20 protein-coding genes are annotated in these 20,330 nt (G+C 64.8%); 13 read left to right on the forward strand and 7 right to left on the reverse strand.

Annotated elements, in window-relative coordinates; all coding sequences use genetic code 11:
• Positions 1-9: 9 nt before the first annotated feature.
• The 6 genes from flhC (OU995_RS23785) to OU995_RS23810 all read right to left on the reverse strand — a co-directional run bounded on the left by flhC (OU995_RS23785) (position 10) and on the right by OU995_RS23810 (position 4,710).
• Positions 10-546 carry a flagellar transcriptional regulator FlhC gene (flhC, locus tag OU995_RS23785; RefSeq protein ID WP_267832650.1) on the reverse strand — a complete coding sequence of 179 codons (537 nt, stop codon included), beginning with the start codon at positions 544-546 and terminating at the stop codon, positions 10-12.
• Between the two features lie 234 nt (positions 547-780).
• A complete protein-coding gene (flhD, locus tag OU995_RS23790) occupies positions 781-1,104 on the reverse strand; it encodes a flagellar transcriptional regulator FlhD (protein WP_267832651.1) in 324 nt (107 codons plus the stop codon).
• A 416-nt stretch (positions 1,105-1,520) separates the two neighbouring features.
• On the reverse strand, positions 1,521-2,555 hold the full coding sequence (locus OU995_RS23795) for a glycosyltransferase (RefSeq protein ID WP_267832652.1): 1,035 nt from the start codon (positions 2,553-2,555) through the stop codon (positions 1,521-1,523).
• A 25-nt stretch (positions 2,556-2,580) separates the two neighbouring features.
• The gene (gene flhC, locus OU995_RS23800) at positions 2,581-3,117 is read right to left on the reverse strand and encodes a flagellar transcriptional regulator FlhC (protein ID WP_267832650.1); all 537 of its coding nucleotides are present in this window, start codon (positions 3,115-3,117) and stop codon (positions 2,581-2,583) included.
• Positions 3,118-3,452: 335 nt separating this feature from the next.
• Positions 3,453-3,776 (reverse strand): flagellar transcriptional regulator FlhD, encoded by a 324-nt coding sequence (gene flhD, locus OU995_RS23805; RefSeq protein ID WP_058934544.1) that lies wholly within the window; start codon positions 3,774-3,776, stop codon positions 3,453-3,455.
• A gap of 433 nt (positions 3,777-4,209) precedes the next feature.
• A complete protein-coding gene (locus tag OU995_RS23810; RefSeq protein ID WP_267832653.1) occupies positions 4,210-4,710 on the reverse strand; it encodes a tetratricopeptide repeat protein in 501 nt (166 codons plus the stop codon).
• A gap of 518 nt (positions 4,711-5,228) precedes the next feature.
• On the opposite strand from OU995_RS23810, the gene OU995_RS23815 reads away from it, so the two are divergent.
• From OU995_RS23815 to OU995_RS23845, 7 genes are all read left to right on the forward strand, one after another.
• Positions 5,229-6,068: a flagellin gene (locus OU995_RS23815; protein ID WP_267832654.1), complete on the forward strand. Its 840-nt coding sequence runs from the start codon at positions 5,229-5,231 to the stop codon at positions 6,066-6,068.
• An 890-nt stretch (positions 6,069-6,958) separates the two neighbouring features.
• Positions 6,959-7,801: a flagellin gene (locus OU995_RS23820; RefSeq protein WP_267832655.1), complete on the forward strand. Its 843-nt coding sequence runs from the start codon at positions 6,959-6,961 to the stop codon at positions 7,799-7,801.
• Positions 7,802-8,200: 399 nt separating this feature from the next.
• Positions 8,201-9,070, forward strand: a complete 870-nt coding sequence (locus OU995_RS23825) for a flagellin (protein ID WP_267832656.1) — start codon at positions 8,201-8,203, stop codon at positions 9,068-9,070.
• 156 nt (positions 9,071-9,226) lie between these two features.
• Complete coding sequence (gene fliD / locus OU995_RS23830) at positions 9,227-10,657, forward strand: flagellar filament capping protein FliD (RefSeq protein ID WP_267832657.1); 1,431 nt, start codon at positions 9,227-9,229, stop codon at positions 10,655-10,657.
• 217 nt (positions 10,658-10,874) lie between these two features.
• Positions 10,875-11,309, forward strand: a complete 435-nt coding sequence (gene fliS, locus OU995_RS23835) for a flagellar export chaperone FliS (RefSeq protein WP_267832658.1) — start codon at positions 10,875-10,877, stop codon at positions 11,307-11,309.
• Between the two features lie 107 nt (positions 11,310-11,416).
• On the forward strand, positions 11,417-11,716 hold the full coding sequence (locus tag OU995_RS23840; protein WP_267836356.1) for a flagellar protein FliT: 300 nt from the start codon (positions 11,417-11,419) through the stop codon (positions 11,714-11,716).
• 83 nt (positions 11,717-11,799) lie between these two features.
• Complete coding sequence (locus OU995_RS23845) at positions 11,800-12,579, forward strand: flagellar brake protein (RefSeq protein ID WP_267832659.1); 780 nt, start codon at positions 11,800-11,802, stop codon at positions 12,577-12,579.
• Positions 12,580-12,590: 11 nt separating this feature from the next.
• Here the strand turns inward: OU995_RS23845 and fliE are convergent, their stop codons facing one another.
• Positions 12,591-12,908, reverse strand: a complete 318-nt coding sequence (gene fliE, locus OU995_RS23850) for a flagellar hook-basal body complex protein FliE (RefSeq protein WP_420714759.1) — start codon at positions 12,906-12,908, stop codon at positions 12,591-12,593.
• Between the two features lie 88 nt (positions 12,909-12,996).
• On the opposite strand from fliE, the gene fliF reads away from it, so the two are divergent.
• From fliF to OU995_RS23880, 6 genes are read left to right on the forward strand one after another with little or no spacing between them, the layout of a single operon-like run.
• A complete protein-coding gene (fliF, locus tag OU995_RS23855) occupies positions 12,997-14,781 on the forward strand; it encodes a flagellar basal-body MS-ring/collar protein FliF (RefSeq protein WP_324288674.1) in 1,785 nt (594 codons plus the stop codon).
• 45 nt (positions 14,782-14,826) lie between these two features.
• The gene (gene fliG, locus OU995_RS23860) at positions 14,827-15,822 is read left to right on the forward strand and encodes a flagellar motor switch protein FliG (protein WP_267832660.1); all 996 of its coding nucleotides are present in this window, start codon (positions 14,827-14,829) and stop codon (positions 15,820-15,822) included.
• 36 nt (positions 15,823-15,858) lie between these two features.
• On the forward strand, positions 15,859-16,797 hold the full coding sequence (locus OU995_RS23865; protein ID WP_267832661.1) for a FliH/SctL family protein: 939 nt from the start codon (positions 15,859-15,861) through the stop codon (positions 16,795-16,797).
• Positions 16,798-16,812: 15 nt separating this feature from the next.
• Positions 16,813-18,237, forward strand: coding sequence for a flagellar protein export ATPase FliI (gene fliI, locus OU995_RS23870; RefSeq protein ID WP_267832662.1), 1,425 nt, complete (start codon positions 16,813-16,815; stop codon positions 18,235-18,237).
• Between the two features lie 32 nt (positions 18,238-18,269).
• Positions 18,270-18,740, forward strand: a complete 471-nt coding sequence (gene fliJ / locus OU995_RS23875) for a flagellar export protein FliJ (protein ID WP_267832663.1) — start codon at positions 18,270-18,272, stop codon at positions 18,738-18,740.
• A gap of 11 nt (positions 18,741-18,751) precedes the next feature.
• Positions 18,752-20,203 (forward strand): flagellar hook-length control protein FliK, encoded by a 1,452-nt coding sequence (locus OU995_RS23880; RefSeq protein WP_267832664.1) that lies wholly within the window; start codon positions 18,752-18,754, stop codon positions 20,201-20,203.
• Positions 20,204-20,330 lie beyond the last annotated feature (127 nt).

Below are 20,330 nucleotides of genomic sequence, written 5' to 3' on the forward strand. Positions count from 1 at the left end.
CACTGCCGATCAGTGCATCTGCAGGCCGCCGGCGGCCTTGCCCTTACCGGCGCGAGCTGGGGGGTTGCACAGGCCGCACACATAGTGCTTGGCCACTTCATGCGGATGCGTCACGAAGTGTCCGTGGCACTTACTGCACTTGGTCAGCGTCAGCATCCCGTTGTCCACGAACTTCACCAGGCGCCAGGCGCGGGTCACTGACAGCAGCGGCTCCAGATTCTGGGCTTGCGTCTGTTCTTGATACAGCTGATAGGCCTTGATCACGGTATCGATCTCATCCATCTCCGCCACCTTGTTCAGGTATTCATGAATATTCATGAACAGCGTGGCGTGGATATTAGGCTGCCAGCTCATGAACCAATCCGTCGAGAACGGCAGTTGGCCCTTGCTGGGGCTCTTGCCCGAGACTTCCTTGTACAGGCGCAGCAAACGCTCGTAGCTCAAGTCGGTTTCCGATTCCAGCACCTGCAGCCGTGCGCCCAGCTTGATCAGCATCACAGCGCGATCGATCTGCTTGGCTTCCGTCAGGATGGACTTCGTACGCATGAAAAACCTCTCACAATGAGCTTAAAAACCCACCCCACACCGGGGCATCAACCCAAACGCAGGCCCTTCGCCCGCATACCCAGCCGTCACTCGCAGTCCGTGCCTTGACCGACTTGCGCTGGCGCGGGGCCGCCCCAAGCCGGCCGCATCGACCCGAGTTCGGGGCCTTCGCCCCGAACGAGGGTCACCCCCTCGGGGGGTGGTTCCGCGTACCCGCGGAACCGGGGGCCCCATTCACGCTGCTTCGTGATGCCGGCCTGCCATCAGGATCGAGGCGTGCAGGCGGGAGACTGAATCGTTGGCGGCGGGTTTACCGTGGCTGGTCAGCAGGTTCCACACCAGGTCGTCGTCCATGCGGAAGCGGCACAGCAGCGTGTTGCCCGAAGCCACCTTCATCATCTGGGCCGGGCTCAGAGTGTTCAGCAGCGTGGCCGTCTCTTCCGAGATGCCCAAGCGGAACAGGGCCTGCTCGCGATCTGACCGGATGAGGCTCTGGGCCAGCATCAGGTAGGACAGGTTGGCTTCGCGGATTTCAGCAAGGATCTGGTCGGCGTTCATCTGGGTACCTCGGGTCTGCGTTCTGGGCCTGTGGGTGCGTCGTTGTTGGAACGTCGCGGCATGGGTTGAACTGTAGGGAACCCGAAACAATGCCGACATCAGGGTGCTTCTATGTCGTCCTTAGGGCGCAGGACGACGGCTCTGTCAGGGAACTTCCTACAGGTTGCCGGATCAGCGCCATCCCGACGCTGCTTTTTCACATTTCAAGGTGATGGCGTTTTCGGCATCCCCAGCCGTGATGAAAGACGCCCGGCGGTGTCCAGGGCTTTTTTCACAAAAGGCGCGCCTTGCAGTCCCCTGATTCGGGCACTGCCGTGCGCCGAAAGTCCATTCAGCCCAATGAGCCGACTGCATTCATGATGGAGGGCGGCACGCCTTGGACGGCAATCCGTGGCAATCCGTGGCAATCCGCTGATTCAGCCCGTCGGAAACTGCTGGCGCAGCAACTGGGCCTCATCCGCCCTGCCCGTCCCTTCCAGGACCAGCGCCAGATTGTGGGCGGCCAGATGGCTGCCGCGGCCGGCCACTGCGCCGGGAAGGTCTGGCCGCTCCCCGATCTCCAGGCAACGGCGCCAGGCGTCCTCGATCATTGGCAGGAGCAGTTCCGCCTGGGCCGGCTCCTCTGCGGCCCAATCCAGCAGCAGATCGCCCAAGGCGAAGAACATGTCCGGGGAATTGGCGCAGAGGCCGAGTTGCGACTCTGCAAAGACCACTCCCGCCGCGTGGTGCCCAAGTCGTTTGAGCGCGAACAGTCGCCGTGCCACCAGATCCGGCCACCATGCCGGGTCGCCAGACAGGCAACTGGCACAGGTCGCAAACGCCTCTTCGGCCGACGCGAAGTCTTCGTAGACGAATGCGTCCTTGCCCAACTGATACCAGAGGTAGGCATCCTGTGGATGATCCTGAATGGCGGCCTGCAGCAGCCGGCGATTCCGGCCCTGTTTGTCCTTCAGACGTTGGCCGAGATAACCGTCATGTCCGACGTGCAGGGCCAGGGGACGGACCGGCAGCGAATGCACTGGTTGTTCATGGATGCGGCCTGCATATCTGACGCTGCCGGGCAGCACGCGGCTCAGGCGAGCATGGGCGACCCCATCATCGAACCGGTCTTCCAGCGCGAGGGTGCCCACAAAGTCTGGCGGGGTGTGTCGCAATGCGCCCAGCACATCGCCGCCTTCGATCAGCCATTCATCGGCGTCCAACACCACATGCCAGTCTGCAGCAGCCAGTGCCAGCGCGGCATTACGGGCCACGGAAAAATCATCTGGCCATGACAGCTGCGCCACCCGAGCGCCGCAGGCAGCCGCGAGGCTGGCGGTGTTGTCGGAGGAGCCGGTGTCCAACACCAGCATATCGTCCACAAACGGGCGGACACTCTCCAGTAGCCGCTGGATGTGGGCGCTTTCATTTCTGGCAATGACCACCAGGCAGGTACGCCAGGGTGTGGACATAGGGCGCGAGCTCCAGCCGAATGGATCAGTGCATCTGCAGGCCGCCGGCGGCCTTGCCCTTACCGGCGCGAGCTGGGGGGTTGCACAGGCCGCACACATAGTGCTTGGCCACTTCATGCGGATGCGTCACGAAGTGTCCGTGGCACTTACTGCACTTGGTCAGCGTCAGCATCCCGTTGTCCACGAACTTCACCAGGCGCCAGGCGCGGGTCACTGACAGCAGCGGCTCCAGATTCTGGGCTTGCGTCTGTTCTTGATACAGCTGATAGGCCTTGATCACGGTATCGATCTCATCCATCTCCGCCACCTTGTTCAGGTATTCATGAATATTCATGAACAGCGTGGCGTGGATATTAGGCTGCCAGCTCATGAACCAATCCGTCGAGAACGGCAGTTGGCCCTTGCTGGGGCTCTTGCCCGAGACTTCCTTGTACAGGCGCAGCAAACGCTCGTAGCTCAAGTCGGTTTCCGATTCCAGCACCTGCAGCCGTGCGCCCAGCTTGATCAGCATCACAGCGCGATCGATCTGCTTGGCTTCCGTCAGGATGGACTTCGTACGCATGAAAAACCTCTCACAATGAGCTTAAAAACCCACCCCACACCGGGGCATCAACCCAAACGCAGGCCCTTCGCCCGCATACCCAGCCGTCACTCGCAGTCCGTGCCTTGACCGACTTGCGCTGGCGCGGGGCCGCCCCAAGCCGGCCGCATCGACCCGAGCGCGGGACTTTCGCACGCAAGCCAAGGTGTTACTCGAAGTCCGTGCCTGGACCGACTTGCGCTGGCGCCGGGCCGCCCCAAGCCGGCCGCATCGACCCGAGTTCGGGGCCTTCGCCCCGAACGAGGGTCACCCCCTCGGGGGGTGGTTCCGCGTACCCGCGGAACCGGGGGCCCCATTCACGCTGCTTCGTGATGCCGGCCCGCCATCAGGATCGAGGCGTGCAGGCGGGAGACTGAATCGTTGGCGGCGGGTTTACCGTGGCTGGTCAGCAGGTTCCACACCAGGTCGTCGTCCATGCGGAAGCGGCACAGCAGCGTGTTGCTGGCGGCCATCTTCATCATCTGTGCGGGGCTGAGGGTATTCAGCAAGATGGCGGTGTCTTCCGAGATGCCCAAGCGGAACAGGGCCTGCTCGCGATCTGTCCGGATGAGGCTCTGGGCCAGCATCAGGTAGGACAGGTTGGCTTCGCGGATCTCAGCGAGGATCTGGTCTGCATTCATTTGGAATCTCCTCAACGGCGTTGTTGGCTGCGTTGGAATGAATTCTGCAGATTCACCCCGTCCGACAACATCAGGGCGCCGCCAGATTGGAGCTAGGGAACGCGCCGACCGTCTTGTCAGCGCAATTCCTACACGCTGACAGGTCGGGGAGACATCCGGAGGAGATGGGAGCGGCGCAAAGGCCGGTGGCGTGGCGGCTGAGCCGTCAGCGGGAGGTGGTGGCGTTGTCAGCCACTTCAAGCCCGCAGGCAGCGGGCGGGCCCCCGACACGGAGCATGTCGGATGCGGATGACTGTTGAGAGGGCGTCCACGCCCCTGCGGGATCACCGCTCATGCGGCCCCCGAGGCGCCGCAGAGCGGTCATTCATCACGAATGGCCAGACGGTCCAAACGTCAGGTGGTCAGATGGTCAGGTGGCCAGGTGGCCATGTCCTCACGTCGTCTGCAGACGACGCAACTCCATCGCCACCAGCGGTGCCAATTCCGGAGTTTCGCGCTTCAGCATCTCGGCCGCCTCTCCCTGGCACAGGGTGGTCAGCACCTCGATGGCGGCCTTGATTTCACCCAGCCCCGAGAGGGCAAAGGCCAGGGTGTAAAGGCTGGGGGCATGCTGGGGCTGCAATTGCACGGCCTGGTGCGCATACAGCGCGGCATCCGCCAATTGGCCGGCGGACAGCAGCAATGCCGCCACATCGGACAGCAGATCCACGCTGGTGGGTTCAATTTCCAGTGCATTGCACAGCAGGTTCACCCCTTCGCCCAGGCGGCCTTGCGAGGCCTGCTCAAAGGCGGCGTTGCGAGCCTGGGCCAGCAGCAGGGTGGCCTCATGAGACCCCGGCTGGATGCGGCTGACGCCGTCCGTCGAGGGGGGGGACACGATGGACGCGGCGGACCGTGCCTGGGAATGCGCTTGGGTGGGCGTTTGCAGCGGCATAGACCTCTCCATGGGGTCAAAGGTTGCTGAAGGGGGTGACGGGTGCGTCACCGGGGTCGGCAACGCTGGGAAAGACTTTAGGCCGCCACCCCTGTGACCAAGCACACGAAAAGCGCCCGAATCACCGGCCAATCTCCCTTTATCCCGCCCCTGCCCTGCCGTTAACCAGAGGTGTCCGTCGCATTTGACCGGCGGCAGGGGCCTTGCTCCCGCCAAAAGTCAAACGCCAAACAGCCTGTTGTCAGACCCTCTTTTCCGCGTTTCAAGTGTCTTGACAAACAGCCCTCAAGTTCTATGGCGAAGGTGCCGACAACCAAATCAACGGGTCTGCTATCAGACACGTCGTCCGGTTAGAAGGCCAAGCGTCATGACCCCCTTCAGGGAGGGGCGGGGCGAAAAGGGTTGACTAGCGCCGGACTGGCAGGAGTCGAAGCCAAGGCGGCAAGCCGAGGTGGCGCTCATGTGTGGTTCGGCGCTTTTGCCGGTATGTATTTCTAGATTGCTGTTAGGAGCAAAACATGGCCCAAGTCATCAACACCAACCTGCTGTCGCTCAATGCTCAGCGCAACACCTCGACCAGCCAGAGCTCGTTGGCTGTGTCGATGCAGCGCCTGTCTTCCGGGCTGCGCGTCAACTCCGCCAAGGACGACGCTGCCGGCCTGGCCATTGCGGACCGCATGCAAGCGCAAGTCCGTGGCATGAATGTGGCCCAGCGCAATGCCAACGACGGCATCTCCCTCTCGCAAACGGCTGAAGGCGCGCTCTCCAAGGTGGGTGACTCGCTGCAGCGTATGCGTGAACTCGCGGTTCAGGCCCGCAATGCCACCAACACCACGTCCGACCTGGACTCCATCGGCCAGGAATACGCCCAACTGGGTTCGGAAATCCAGCGCGTGCTGGGTGGCACCACCTTCAACGGCCGCGCCATCCTGGCCACGGACGCTGGCACCCAGACCTTCCAGATCGGTGCCAACACGACCACCAATGACTCGGTGGACGTGGTGACGACCAACATGACGACCGACGCGACCATCACGGCCGTGACTGGCGGCGCCATCACCAACGCCTCCACCACGACCGACCTGGCCACCGTCATCGACAACATCGACTCGGCCATCAAGACCGTCTCGACCGAGCGCTCCAAGCTGGGTGCTTCGCAGAACCGCTTTGACGCCATCATCTCCAACCTGCAGATCTCGGTCGAGAACCAGACCGCTGCCCGCAGCCGGATCATGGATGCCGACTTCGCGTCGGAAACCGCGAACCTGAGCCGCGCGCAGATCCTGCAACAGGCTGGCAATGCCATGATCGCCCAGGCCAACCAGGCTCCCCAGCAAGTGCTGGCCCTGCTGCGCTGATCCTCCTGAGGGCGCGCCGCCACCTCACCGGAAGGCGGGTGGCGGCCCCAGGAACCCGGCATCGTCATCGCGGCGCCCTGGACGCCTCGCAAGGCCCCTCGCTCCTTCGGCGACGGGATCGTGCCCACCTTGCAAGGCGGCGATGGGTCACTGCGGTGGCAGAGTCCGGGCGGACGCTTGCCCTCATGAGCGTCGGCCCGGGGTTTGCGAGGCCATTGCCGTTTCTTCTCTTCCATCTATCGCCCGCCGATGTGCAATCAGCAGTGGCGCGACGGGTAGAGATAAAGGCGGCAACGCAGGCAGGCCATAACGCACACGGTCCTCGATTCGGGAAAGCGCCAGCCCGGGGCCCGTTGGCGTAAGTCAAGAAGGGAATGGCCGGCGAAGCCGGACAGGAATGACATGGAGCCAACGGGCCCCGGGCTGGTGCTTTCCGGCGCGGTCAAAGGCCCGACTCCGACGACGAACGACGAACGCCAATCGCCAAAACAAGAAGAACAAGAATAGGAAGAGGAAAGAGGAAAGTCGGCACCGGTGGGAACCCCGGTGAGCCCAGCGTCGCTGCCCTAGACATCGGCGGCGCTGCCGGGGCTCCCACCGAGACCGCATCTCTGCCTCTTCTGCGCTGAAGCCACCTCGGGGTGAAACGAGGAAATGACGGGCAATCACCCGCCATTTCTTCCGTCCCCCACCAGATGCCCACGAAATCACACTCGTGGAGGGCTGCTACAGCATCGCGTCGACAAATCCCCTCAAGTCTTCCGAGCCCGGACCCGATAACGGATTCAACGGGTCCGCAATGTCTAGCAAGGACCTCGTGGTCCGGCCCCGTCGGACAGTTCTCTCCGACTCGGACCGACAAGGTCTACGCAATTGAAAGGATTTTGATCATGGCTCAGATCATCAACACCAACCTGGCTTCCCTGAATGCTCAGCGCAACCTCAGCGCCTCGCAATCGTCCCTGACCACCTCCATGCAGCGCCTCTCCTCCGGCCTGCGTGTGAACTCCGCCAAGGATGACGCGGCCGGCCTGGCCATCGCCGAGCGCATGAATGCCCAGGTCCGAGGCATGAACGTCGCCGTCCGCAATGCCAACGACGGCATCTCCCTGTCGCAGACGGCGGAAGGCGCACTGTCCAAGGTGGGTGACTCCCTGCAGCGCATGCGTGAACTCGCAGTTCAGGCCCGCAATGCCACCAACACCACGTCCGACCTGGACTCCATCGGCCGCGAATACGCCCAGCTGGGTGAAGAAATCGGCCGCGTGCTCGGCGGCACCACCTTCAACGGCAAGGCCATCCTGGCTGCGGATGCTGGCACCCAGACCTTCCAGATCGGCGCCAACACCACGAGCAACGACTCGGTGGACGTGGTCACCACCGACCTGACGCAGGACGCCACCATCACGGCGGTCACCGGCGGCACCATCGACAACGCCTCGACGCCCACCACCCTGGCCACCGTCATCGACAACATCGATGCGGCCATCAAGACGGTCAGCGGCCAGCGCGCCGTGCTGGGCGCCTCGCAGAACCGCTTTGACGCCATCATCTCCAACCTGCAGATCTCGGTCGAGAACCAGACCGCCGCCCGCAGCCGGATCATGGATGCCGACTTCGCCGCAGAAACGGCCAACCTCAGCCGTGCCCAGATCCTGCAACAGGCAGGCAACACCATGGTGGCGCAGGCCAACCAGCTGCCGCAACAGGTCCTGTCGCTGCTGCGCAGCTAAGCCCTTCGCAAGGCCGGCGCCCCACGCGCCGGCACACTCACAGCGCGACTGATTTCCGGGCGCTGAATGCCTCTGCCAGCAGGCAGATCCATTCAGCCAGAACCCCGTCTCCACCGAGGCTCCGCCGCCATCCCGCCCCCCGGGATGGCCGCGGGGCCTTTCTTTCATTTGGCCGGTCTTTCGCCTCCTTATCGCGGCTTCATGCATTCGACACATTCCCCACAATGAGATCCATCGAGCCCAAGCTTTGATCGGCTCGACCACCGGTCCAACCGGCAGATCCCATCCAGAGCGCCAGGGGCGCGGTGGGGGTCGGCAGGCGAGGTCGGGAACGACACCGTCAACCACGATCACCGTCAGGATCTAAGCCAGGACAAGGATCTCCGCAGGAGTGCATCAATGCCACAGACCATCAACACCAACATTGCTTCGCTGAACGCGCAACGCAATCTGAGCAGCTCGCAGTCGTCGCTGTCGACATCGATGCAACGGCTGTCGTCGGGCCTGCGGGTGAACTCCGCCAAGGATGATGCCGCCGGCCTGGCCATCGCAGAGCGAATGAATGCCCAGGCCCGCGGAATGAGCGTCGCCATACGCAACTCCAATGACGGCATTTCGCTGGCGCAGACCGCGGAAGGCGCGCTGGGCAAGGTGGCCGATTCATTGCAGCGCATGCGTGAACTGGCGATTCAGGCCCGCAACGCCACGAACGCCAACAGCGACAAGGATTCCCTGGACAAGGAATTCGGCGAGCTGGCCAAGGAAATGCAGCGCGTGCTGGGTGGCACCACCTTCAACGGAAAATACATCCTGGGTGCGGATGCGGCCACGCCGCAGACCTTCCAGGTGGGCCCCAACACCACGGCCAATGACGAAATCATCGTCACCACGCCGAACATGACGCAGGACGCCGCCATCACGGCGGTCGCCGGTACCGACATCAATGGCACCGGCCGCGCGGTGATCGACAACACGGCGGACGCCGCCGCCATTGCCACCGTCGTGGCCAACATCGATTCGGCGCTGGATGCGGTGAACTCCCAGCGCGCCGTTCTGGGCGCCACCCAGAACCGCTTCGATGCCGTGATTTCCAACCTGCAGGTGGCCTACGAAAACCAGACCGCCGCCCGAAGCCGCATCATGGATGCCGACTTTGCGCAGGAAACCTCGAATCTCAGCCGGGCACAGATCCTGCAACAGGCCGGTAATGCGATGGTGGCCCAGGCCAACCAGTTGCCGCAGCAGGTCCTGACCCTGTTGAAGGGCTGATTCGCGTCCTGACGCGAAAATTTCCCTCAAGTCGGACACCTGCCGTGCCGATACCGTGGACAGGGCCTCCATCCGGGGCCCGGTCGTCCATTGCGCTTGCCTGTTCAGCGAATGTGCGCGTCTGCTGACCGTCAGGCATGACCCAGGAGTCGAAGTATGGCCACCATCACCTCCACCGGCCTCGGAAGCGGGCTGCAAGTCGAGGACATCGTCGCCAAGCTGGTGGCGGTCGAGAAACAGCCAATCACCGACCTCCAGACCCGGACCGACACGCTCAAGACGCAGATTTCCGCCTACGGCAAGATCCAGAGCGCCTTCAGCTCGATGCGGGATGCCGCCGGCAAATTGACCACGCCGGCCACCTGGGCAGCCCTGACCGCCACGTCGTCGGACACGTCCATGGCCACCGTCACGGCCGGTTCCGGCAGCGGCGCGGGCAGCTACGCCGTGTCGGTGACCCAGTTGGCGGCGGCCCAGAGCCTGGCCAGTACCTCCATGTCCAGCACGGCGACGGTCGGTGCCGGCACGCTGACCTTCGAGCTGGGCCAGTGGGGGGATGCCGCCCAGACTTCGTTCACCAGCAAAAGCGGCACGTCGGCCGTCAGCGTCACCATCAGCGCCACGGACACCCTGGCGAATGTGCGGGACAAGATCAATGCGTCCGGCGCTGGTGTGCTGGCGTCCGTGGTGACGGATGCCACCGGCAGCCGGCTGGTCATTCGCTCGGCCTCCACCGGTGAGGCCAACGGGTTTCGCATCACCGCCACCGATGCCGACGGCAACAACAGCGACGCCTCCGGCCTTTCTGCGCTGGCCTATGACCCGACCGCCGGCATCAAGTCCCTGACGCAGAACGCCGCTGCGGCTGATGCCAAGCTGACCATCAACAACCTGGACATCGTCTCCTCCACCAACGTGATCGAGAACGCCGTGGACGGGCTGAGCATCAACGTGCTCAAGAAGGGCGACCTCACCGTCACCGTCGGCCAGGACAAGGACAGCGTCAAGAAGGCCATTACCGATTTCGTGACGTCGTACAACAGCCTGATGACCATGCTGCGCGAGAACACGAAATATGACGACACCAACAAGGTGGCTGGCACGCTGCAGGGCGACAGCACGGCGGTCAACCTGCAGGCTCAGTTGCGCAACATCACTTCCGGTGGCAGCACCCTGGGCGGCGCCTATGCGCGCCTGTCGGACCTGGGGCTGAACATCGGCACGGCCGGCACCATCACGGTGGACGACAGCAAGCTGAGCAGCGCCCTGGGCCACATCAGCGACCTGAAACAGCTCTTCATGGGTACCGACAGCACCAATGCCGCGAACAACGGCATTGCCACCCGCTGGCGCGCCCTGGCCGACCAGGTCACCGGCATGGACGGCAGCATCACCACCCGGACCTCCGGCCTGCAATCACGCGTCACCGCCAACAACAAGCGCGCCGACGAGCTGAACGATCGGGCGGCCAACTACGAAAAGCGCATCCGTGCCCAATACACGGCGCTGGACACTCAAATGGCCAAGCTCAACGACATGTCCAGCTATGTGAGCAAGATCACCAGCATGCTGGACAGCGGCAGCTGAGCGAAGAAAAAAACCGGTCTTCCTCTCTGAAAACCGGCCCCGGAACGCCCCCTTTCTCCGGCGCTTTGAAAAGAGCACCCCCAAGCCTCCTCACGGAGGCTTTTGTTTTTGTGAAATATCGCAAAATTCCTTCATGAATCAGCGCGAGGGTCGGCTCAAGTTAGCCGCGTGAGAGCCGAAAACTAAAACAAGTACTACGACAACCCCGCAGCACACCATGTACGGAAACTCTTCTCCCTTTGCTTCCCACGGCCAGCGCGCGAGCAACATGTACAACCGCGTCGGCGTGGAAACCGATGTGCTGCAAGCCTCCCCGCACCGCCTGGTGCAACTGCTGCTGGATGGCGCCCACGACGCCATGACGCAGAGCCTGGGAGCGATTCGTGCCGGGAATGTGGAAGCCAAGGGCCGTGCGCTGAGCAAGGCCGTCCGCATCCTGGACGAAGGCCTGAAAGCTGCGCTGAACCCCGCCGCCGGCACCCTGGCGCTGGACCTGCGCGACCTTTATGCCTACATGAGCATGCGCCTGACCTACGCCAACCTGCACAGCGACATCGTCGCCGTGGAAGAGTGCCAACGTCTGATGCAACCGATCCGCGAAGCCTGGGCCACGATTGCCCCGGCCTCGACCGAACAACGCGTCGCCGCCTGAGGGACGGCCTTCATCACGGCCCCATCGCCCCGAGCAGTACCATGAGCAAGACTTCCGCCGCCAAGACGCAGACCGCCGCCCCGGCAGCAACCGCCCCGACGACGACCATGAACACTCATCTCCTGAGCTACTACGAAGCCATCGAACAGGCCAGCGCGGACATGCTGAACGCAGCCCGCACTGGTAACTGGGATGAGGTGGTCAAGCTGGAAGGCGCCTGTGTGCTGCTGATTTCGCAGCTCAAGCATGCCGCCACGCAGCAGCAACTGGGAGCTGAAGAGAGCCAGCTCAAGAGCCGCATCATGCAGCGCATCCTGTTGAACGACGCCGAGATCCGCCATCTGGCTGAACCCTGGCTGGACGACCTGGACCAGCTGATGAAGGGCAAATCCAAGACGGTGCATTAAAGCGCCCCGGGGCGACGCCGCCGATCCGAGCGCGGCTGCCCCAAGAGTCGTACGCTCCCTGCGATCTCCCTGAGCATGCTGCCTTGAACGACCGTTCCACCGCCCCGCCCCCGCCGGCCCCCACCCATGCGTCGGACGCCGCTGCGGCGGACTTCCGGCTCGACGCGCCTGGCGAAATCATGAGCTGGTTGCGGGAGCTGCTGCAGGCCCAGGCCCGTGTGCAGTTGAGCACCCCCGAAGGCGGGCTGTTCCACACCGTGCTCCTGGCCCTGGACATGCCACACGGCATGCTGAGCGTGGAGTCCCCGGCGGCCCCCGCCTCGACGGCCGACATTCTGGCCAGCAACGAAGTCACGGCCACGGCCTACCTCGACCGGATCAAACTTGAATTCGAGCTGCCAGGCCTGGTGGCTGTTCGCGGTGCCGGCGCCGAAGTGCTGCGCGCGCCGCTCCCCACCACGCTCTACCGTTTCCAGCGCCGCCAGGCTTACCGGGTGCAATCCCACGGCCAGCTGTTTCCGGCCTTGCGACTGGCCTCCCCGGAAGGACTGCGCATCCGTGTGGTGAATGTCAGCGGCGGCGGCCTGGCGCTTCAGTGGCCTGCGGCCACGCCGCCGGGCATGCCAACCGCCATGCCCGCGCCGCCTGCCGCCGGACAGGAGCTGTCCGGCACACTGGAGCTGGAGCGGGAAGTCAGTTTTGCGGCGCTGCTGCGTGTGCAACATGTCACACCGGGTGAAGGCGAGACACCCCACGCGCTCGGCTGCGCGTTTGTGTCGCTGGCGCCTTCCGCCGCGCGGGCCCTGCAACTGTTCATCGACCAGGCCCAGAAGCGCGAACGCATGATGAAGCGCCCCGGCTGACGCCGGCCCACTTACACCTGCATGTTCATGATCTCGGAATACGCCGAGACCAGACGATTGCGCACCTGCAAGGTGGCCTGGAAGCCGATTTGTGCTTTCTGCATCGCCACCATCGTCTCTTCCAGACTGACGGTGGGATTGTCCAGCTGAACCTCGCGCTGGAGGCGTGAGGCCTCATTCTGCTGCGCGCTCACCGACTTCAATGCCGAACTCATCGCATCGGCGAAGCTCGCACCCGACGCGGGTTTGGACACCGGCTGCCCCTGAGGGGTCAGTCCGGCGCGGGCCACCGCGTTGGCGAAATTGAAGGGTTGAAGTTTCAGGTCCACGGCACAGACTGTAGTGAAACAGTGGGCCGCACAAGATGGAAACAAGGGGGGCTTCTTCGGCCTGTTTCCGGCATTCTTGAGAGTCGTCTTGACCATAATTTCGACTGCGGCCTGGCATGTTCCGGGCGCCGACTCGCCAGACCAACCCACCGCCCCCTACCGCCCCATGGACAACGCCCTGAGCAGCCCCGCCGCCGGACTCCCCGAGGTGAAGCCCGATGCACCGATGAGCTTCCCGGCCCGCCTGGCCGCCATGCCGGCCAAGAGCAAGATGATGCTGGGCGCGGGTGTGGCCGCCCTGCTGGCGGTGATCGTGGCCATGACCATGATGACCAGCCGGGGCGACTACCGCCCACTGTTCTCCGGCCTGTCGGACAAGGACGGCGGCGCCGTGATCGCCCAACTGGCGCAGATGAATGTCCCCTACCGCAATGAGCCGGGCGGCACCATCATGGTTCCGGCCAGCCAGGTCTATGACCTGCGCATGAAGCTGGCGTCCCAAGGTCTGCCCAAAGGCGGCATTGTCGGCTTCGAGCTGATGGACAAGCAGTCGATTGGCCAGACCCAGTTCAATGAACGCCTGAATTTCCAGCGCGGCCTGGAGGGTGAACTCACCCGCACCATCACCGCCATGGCGGATGTGGCCGATGCCCGCGTGCATCTGGCCATGCCACAACAGAACGGCTTCTTCCGCGAGCAGCAAAAGCCCAGCGCGTCGGTGATGCTCACCCTGCGCGGCGGCCGCACGCTGGACCGCAACCAGATTGCCGGCATCGTGCACCTGGTGTCGTCCTCGGTGCCCGAACTCAATCCCAAGGCCGTCAGCGTCCTGGACAGCACCGGCACCCTGCTGTCCAACAACACTGACAACAACGGCACCGGGCTGGACAGCCAGCAGCTGCTGTACAAGCAGCAGCTCGAGAACAACCTGAACAAGCGCATTGCCGAGCTGCTGGAGCCGGTGGTAGGCCGCGACAACCTGCGCTCCACCGTCACCGCCGATGTGGACTTCAATCAGGTGGAATCGACGGCCGAAGAGTTCAAGCCGAACCAGGGCCCGAACACCCAAAGCTCGGTGCGCCGCATGAATTCCGAAGAGCAGACCGGCAGCACGCCCGCCGTGCCCACCGGTGTGCCGGGTGCCACCACCAATCAGGTGCCGCCGCAGGCTGCCGCCCCGATCAACGGCCAGGCCCAGCAGCTGCAACCCGCCGGCACCACCGGAGGCAGCCAGAACGTCCGTCGTGTCAATGGCACCGAATTCGAAGTGGACCGTACGGTGCGCGTCACCCGCAATGCCATCGGCCAGGTGCGCCGGCTGAATGCGGCGGTGGTCGTCAACCAGAAGACGGTGACCGATGCCAAGGGCAAGACCACCAGCCAGCCGCTGTCCGCCGAAGAACTGCAAAAGCTGGACGGCCTGGTGAAGGAAGCCCTGGGCTTTTCGCAGGACCGTGGCGACTCGGTGAAGGTCATCAGCGCCCAGTTTGTGACCGACAAGACCGAGCCGGCCGACCTGCCGCTGTGGCGCCAGCCCTGGCTGCGTGATGTGGCCCGTGATGCCGCCATCCCCGCGGCCCTGGTGCTGGTGGCCCTGATTGCGGTGTTTGGTCTGGTGCGGCCGGCCCTGAAGGCGGCCTTCCCGCCCCCGCCGGTCAAGGAAGACAATGCAGCTGCGGCCGATCTCAATGTGGTCGAGGACGAACCACTGGCCCTGACGGCCGGCCCGGGCGGCCTGCCGGCCCTGGAAGCCCCCATCTCCAACGACAAGCTCGAGCGGGCGCGTATGCTGGCGAAGGAAAATCCGGTGGCCGTGGCCAACATCATGCGTGCCTGGGTGAACGGCGAGGAGCTGGAAACAGCCAAGCGCTGATCCGGCAGATCCCCCAGACTCAACAGGACCGAAGCGAGACCCGACATGGACGACAAAGGCGTAGAAGACGCAGCCATCCTGCTCATGTCCCTGGGCGAGGAAGAAGCCTCCGAGGTCTTCAAGCATCTGGCTCCCAAGGAAGTGCAGAAGCTGGGCGAAACCATCGCCAAGATGAAGGTGGTGCCGCGCAACCGCGTCGAAGCGGTGCTGGACAAGTTCGACAAGGTGGCGGAAACACAAAGCACGCTGGTGTCCGACACCGACGAATACGTGCGCGCCGTGCTGCGCAAGGCGCTGGGCGAGGACAAGGCCAACCTGCTGCTGGACCGGATCCTGCAAGGCTCCGACGTGTCGTCGATCGAAAGCCTGAAGTGGATGGACCCGGGCTCGGTGGCCGAGCTGTTGCGCAATGAACACCCGCAGATCGTCGCGGCCATCCTGTCGCATCTGGACTTCGACCAGAGCAGCTCGGTGCTGCGCGTCTTCACCGAACGGCAGCGCAATGAAGTGCTGATCCGCATCGCCACCCTGGACGGCATTCAGCCGATGGCGCTGAAGGACCTCAATGAAGTCATGGGCCAGATTCTGGCCGGTGGCGAGCGCATGAAGAAGTCCAACCTCGGCGGCGTGAAGACGGCGGCGGAAATCATCAACATGATGGGCTCCAGCGTGGAAGCCTCGGTGCTGGATTACATCCGCGAAGCCGACTCCGACCTGGCCCAGAAGATCATGGACAACATGTTCACCTTCGACGATCTGGACAAGATCGACGACCGTGGCATCCAGGCCGTGCTCAAGGAAGTGCAGTCCGAATCCCTCATCGTGGCCCTCAAGGGCGCCGGGCCGGAACTGCGGGAGAAGATCTTCCGCAACATGTCCAGCCGTGCGGCCGAAACCCTGCGCGAGGACCTGGAGTCGCGCGGCCCGGTCCGCCTGTCGGAGGTGGAAGCCGAGCAGAAGGAAATTCTGAAGGTGGTGCGCCGCCTGGTGGACGAAGGACAAATCGTGCTGGCCGGCGGCGGCGACGACCAATTCCTGTAATAGTCTGCACTGTCGCAGTCAGGACGCTTCACACCGATGGTCACCCGCCCGCCCCGCCAAGTGCCGCCGCCCACCCGCCCCGAGGGCGATTCGCCGCGTGGCACCAGCTACAGCCGCATCATTCCGCGCGAGGAGCTGTCGGGCTTTGCCGCCTGGAATCCCGGCTCCCTGGATGGGGGCCAGGCGCCGCGCCGCTCCCCCGTGAGTGCCCCACCACCGGTGGAGCCGCCCGCACCGCCACCGCCGCCCCAGCCCAGCATCGATGAGTTGCTGCATGCCGCACGGCAGTCGGGTTATCAGGACGGTTACCGCGACGGCATGGCCGCACTGGATGCCTTCAAACAGAGTTTTGCCAAGCAGATCAGCGCCCAGGTGGGCGCCCTGGTGACCAGCTTTGATGCCGATTTGCAATCGGTGGAGCGGGAGATGGCAGAAGCCTTGGCCCGCACAGCGGTGGAGTTGGCGCGGCAGGTGGTGCGGTCCGAACTGAGCACCCAGCCCGAGCTGATTGCCAAGGTGGCCCACGATGCGGTGGAGGCGCTGCTCATCAACGCGCGCCATGTGCGAATGCGGGTGCATCCGGATGATCTGCCGCTGGTGCTGGACGGGGCCGGTGAAGAACTGCGCGCCCGTGAAACCCAGGTCATACCCGACCCCAGCATCGCCCGTGGCGGCTGCAAGGTCGATGCCGACATCTGCAGTGTGGACGCCACCCTGCCGGCGCGATGGCAGGCGGCCGTGTCCACGCTGGGTCAGGCCTCGGTCTGGGAAGATCGCCGCAGTGCGGCAGAGCAGGCATCTCCCCGGCCCTGGCAGCCGGACGCGGCCAGGGAAGCGCCGCGGGACTTCCAACGCGAGGCCACACGCCCCTCCGCCCAGGACCCCACCCCCCAGGAACCGGATCGCTTAGAGCCTGAACGCTTTGAGTCCAGCCGTTTCGACCACAGCCGCTTCGGCGACGACACACCGGCCTGACGCCGGTCCAGGCCCATGAGCACCCGCACCGATCGCTGGCAGCAGTACTTCCGCGACCTGCAGAATTTTTCGAGCCATGCACCCACGCTGGAGCCACAGGGCAAGCTGGTGCGCGTGGCGGGCCTGGTGCTGGAAGCCACCGGCGTGAAAGTGCCGGTGGGCTCGGTGTGTGAGATCCACATGCCCTCCTCCGCCGCCCAGCCCCGGCGCGGACAGCGGCCGGTCCAGGCGGAGGTGGTCGGCTTCTCCGGCGACCGGGCCTACCTGATGCCGACCGACGAAATCCACGGCCTGGCCAGTGGCGCCATGGTGCTGCCGCGCCCGGCCGCATTGCATGGGCCGGTGCTCGGCGAAGAACGGCACCCCTGGCGCCGGGACGAGGACCGTGGCCTGCACCTGCCCATGGGCGACGGGCTGCTGGGCCGTGTGGTGGATCCGCAAGGCCATCCGCTGGACCGCAGCGGCCCGCTGCAGAACGTGCGTGATGAACCGATGGTGCGCCGCGCCATCAATGCCATGGACCGCGACCCGGTCCGGCGTCCGCTGGACACCGGCGTGCGCGCCATCAATGCCCTGCTGACGGTGGGACGCGGCCAGCGGCTGGGCCTGTTTGCCGGCACCGGTGTCGGCAAATCGGTGCTGCTGGGCATGATGGCCCGCTACACCCAGGCCGACGTGATCGTGGTGGGCCTCATTGGTGAACGGGGCCGTGAAGTGAAGGAATTCATCGAGGACATCCTCGGTGAGCAGGGGCTGCGCCGCTCGGTGGTGGTGGCCGCGCCGGCTGACGCCCCCCCGCTGCTGCGCATGCAGGGCGCCAGTTACGCCACCGCGATTGCCGAGCATTTCCGCGACCGAGGCCAGCATGTGCTGCTGCTGATGGATTCGCTGACCCGCTACGCCATGGCCCAGCGCGAAATCGCCTTGGCCATTGGCGAACCGCCGGCCACCAAAGGCTATCCGCCTTCGTGTTTTGCCAAGCTTCCGCAATTGGTGGAGCGCAGCGGCAACGGTTTGGCGGGAGAAGGATCGATCACCGCCTTTTACACGGTGCTCTCCGAAGGGGATGACCAGCAAGACCCCATTGCGGACGCGGCCCGAGGCATCTTGGATGGTCACATCGTACTAAGCCGGGAACTGGCCGAAAGTGGCCACTACCCTGCCATTGACGTGGAAAAGTCCATTTCCCGGGTCATGACCGCCGTGGCGGACCGCCGACATGTTGAACTGGCCCGGCGATTTCGGCAATTGCTCGCGAAATACAACAAAGCGCGTGATCTTATTCAACTCGGCGCCTACCAACCGGGGCACGATCCGGAGCTGGACGCCGCCGTTCGCTTGCATGCCGACATGGTTCGATTGCTTCAACAAGACATGCATTCACCCGCTTCTTTAGCGGATTGCCTCTCTCAATTGGCGGCCACACTTAATTTCGCGTGAAAAACGTCGAAATCCGTGGACGAGGTATCCCAATGAGTAGTTCCAATCTGCAGGCACTCACCGTGCTGCTGGAGCGCGCTGAAGCCGAGCGTGACGAAGCCCTTCGCTTCCTGCAAGACGCCGAACGGCGGGCGCAGGCGGCGCGGATGCAGCATGACCAGCTGCATCAATACCGCAACGACTACCAATCGCGCTGGAAACAGGAATTCGCCCAGCGGACGACGATCCAGATCCTGGGTTGTTATCAGAACTTTGGGGGGCGGCTGGACCAGGCCATCGGCCAGCAGGCCGGTGCTGCCAACTTCGCGGATCAACGTCTGGACGCGGCTCGCAAGGTGTTGCAGGAGCGCGAGCTCCGCGTGGCATCGGTGCGCAAGCTGATTGAACGCCGCCGTGCCGAGGCCCTGCGCACCCAGTTGCGCCAGGAGCAGCGCACCACCGATGAGCAGGCCGCCCGTGCGGCCGCCCGGGGTGGCAATCCCTTGAACCGCCTGGTCGCCTGAGGTCTTCGTCCATGTCCCAGATTCCCTTGCATCACAACACGGCAGCGGGTGGCAGCGCGTTGAGCGCCATCGGCGGCCCTTCCTCCGGCACCCGCAAGGACAACGGCCGGGCGGGGTCCACCACCTCGACCACGGCGTCGTCGTCGCCGGCCTCCTTCTCGCAGTTGCTGAACCAGAGTGCGCAGCATCTGCAGGCCCGGGCGCCGGCGCCGCAGGCCCAGACGTTTGCTTCCGCCCCGCCTGCGGCCCAGCCCGCAGCCAAGCCGGCCACGCCGGCCCGGACACCGTCCCAGACCACGTCCGCCCAAGGCGGCTCGCGATCGGGCAACGGTACCAGCAGCGCGGCCCAGGAAGAAAACAAGCTCAATGCCCGCAATGCGGCCAATCGCAGCGCCGCCAACCGCCAGGCCGATGCTGCGCCTAAGCCCCAGGCCCGGCAGACGCAGGCCAAGCCTGACAGCGCGGAACCCGCGCAGGCCCGGTCGGACAAGGGGCCGGCCAAGGCGGCGGACAGCGGCGACAAGGCAGGAAAAACCGACGCCAGCGATGCAGCGACGGCCCAGGATGACGCCACCAGCGCCACCAACAAGACCGCCGCCACCGACCCCACGGCCGCTGCCCAGCAGATGCTGGCGATGCTGCGTGGGGATGCACCGCAGGAGGCTCGTCCGCAGCTCAAAGACGGTGCGCTGACCGACGCGGCTGGTGACGGCCACGCCGCACTGGCCGGTCATGGCAAGGGCGGCCATGCCGCCGCCGGTGTGGCCAGCCATGAGGCGCTGCAAAAGGATCTTCAACAGGCGACGTTGTCGGCCCTGGACGGCAAAACCCGGGCCGGTGAAGGCGCCGAGGGGCTGGAAGCCCTGGCGGGCGGATCCCGCGAGATCCGCCTGGGCGACAAGACCACCGCCGGCGGACCGGCCCAGAGCTTTGATGCACTGCTGGCTGCCGCGCAACAGGCCGACGCCAGCGGGGGCACCTCCGGTACCGATGCTGCGGCCCCGGCCGATGGGCCCTCGGTGCCGCTCTCCCAGCCGCTGGACAGCCCGGATTTCGCCCCCGAGCTGTCGGCCAGCGTCAGTATGCTGATCCAGGACGGCGTCCACGAGGCCCAGTTGCAGCTGAATCCGGCCGACATGGGGCCGGTGGCCATCCAGATCCAACTGGACGGCCAGCAGGCGCAAGTCAATTTCCACGCCGAACAGGCCGCCACCCGTGACGTGCTGATGCGCAGCATGCCGGACCTGGCCGCTGCGCTGCAAAGCCAGGGCCTGACCCTGAGCGGCGGCGGTGTGTTTGCGCAGGCCCAGTCGGGCAATGGCCAGAGTGGCCGCGGCTCGGACGGGGATGGCAGCGGTCGCCGAGGCAGCCGGGGGGGCTCGTCCGGGGACGACGGCCTGACCGCCGTGGCCCGATCGGAACGCCGCACCCAGCCGCGCGGCCTGGTGGACCTTTACGCCTGATCGGACGCGCCCCAGTGGGCGCAGTCCGACCGCCAAACACCGTTTTTCCTGCTTTTTCCAGTTTTGGCGGCGACACAAGCGCCGCACAATGGATGCTGTAACGGGCTGCTTGCCAGCCCGCGTGTCC

Origin of the sequence: Roseateles sp. SL47, assembly GCF_026625885.1 — a bacterium.
GTDB lineage: Bacteria > Pseudomonadota > Gammaproteobacteria > Burkholderiales > Burkholderiaceae_C > Roseateles.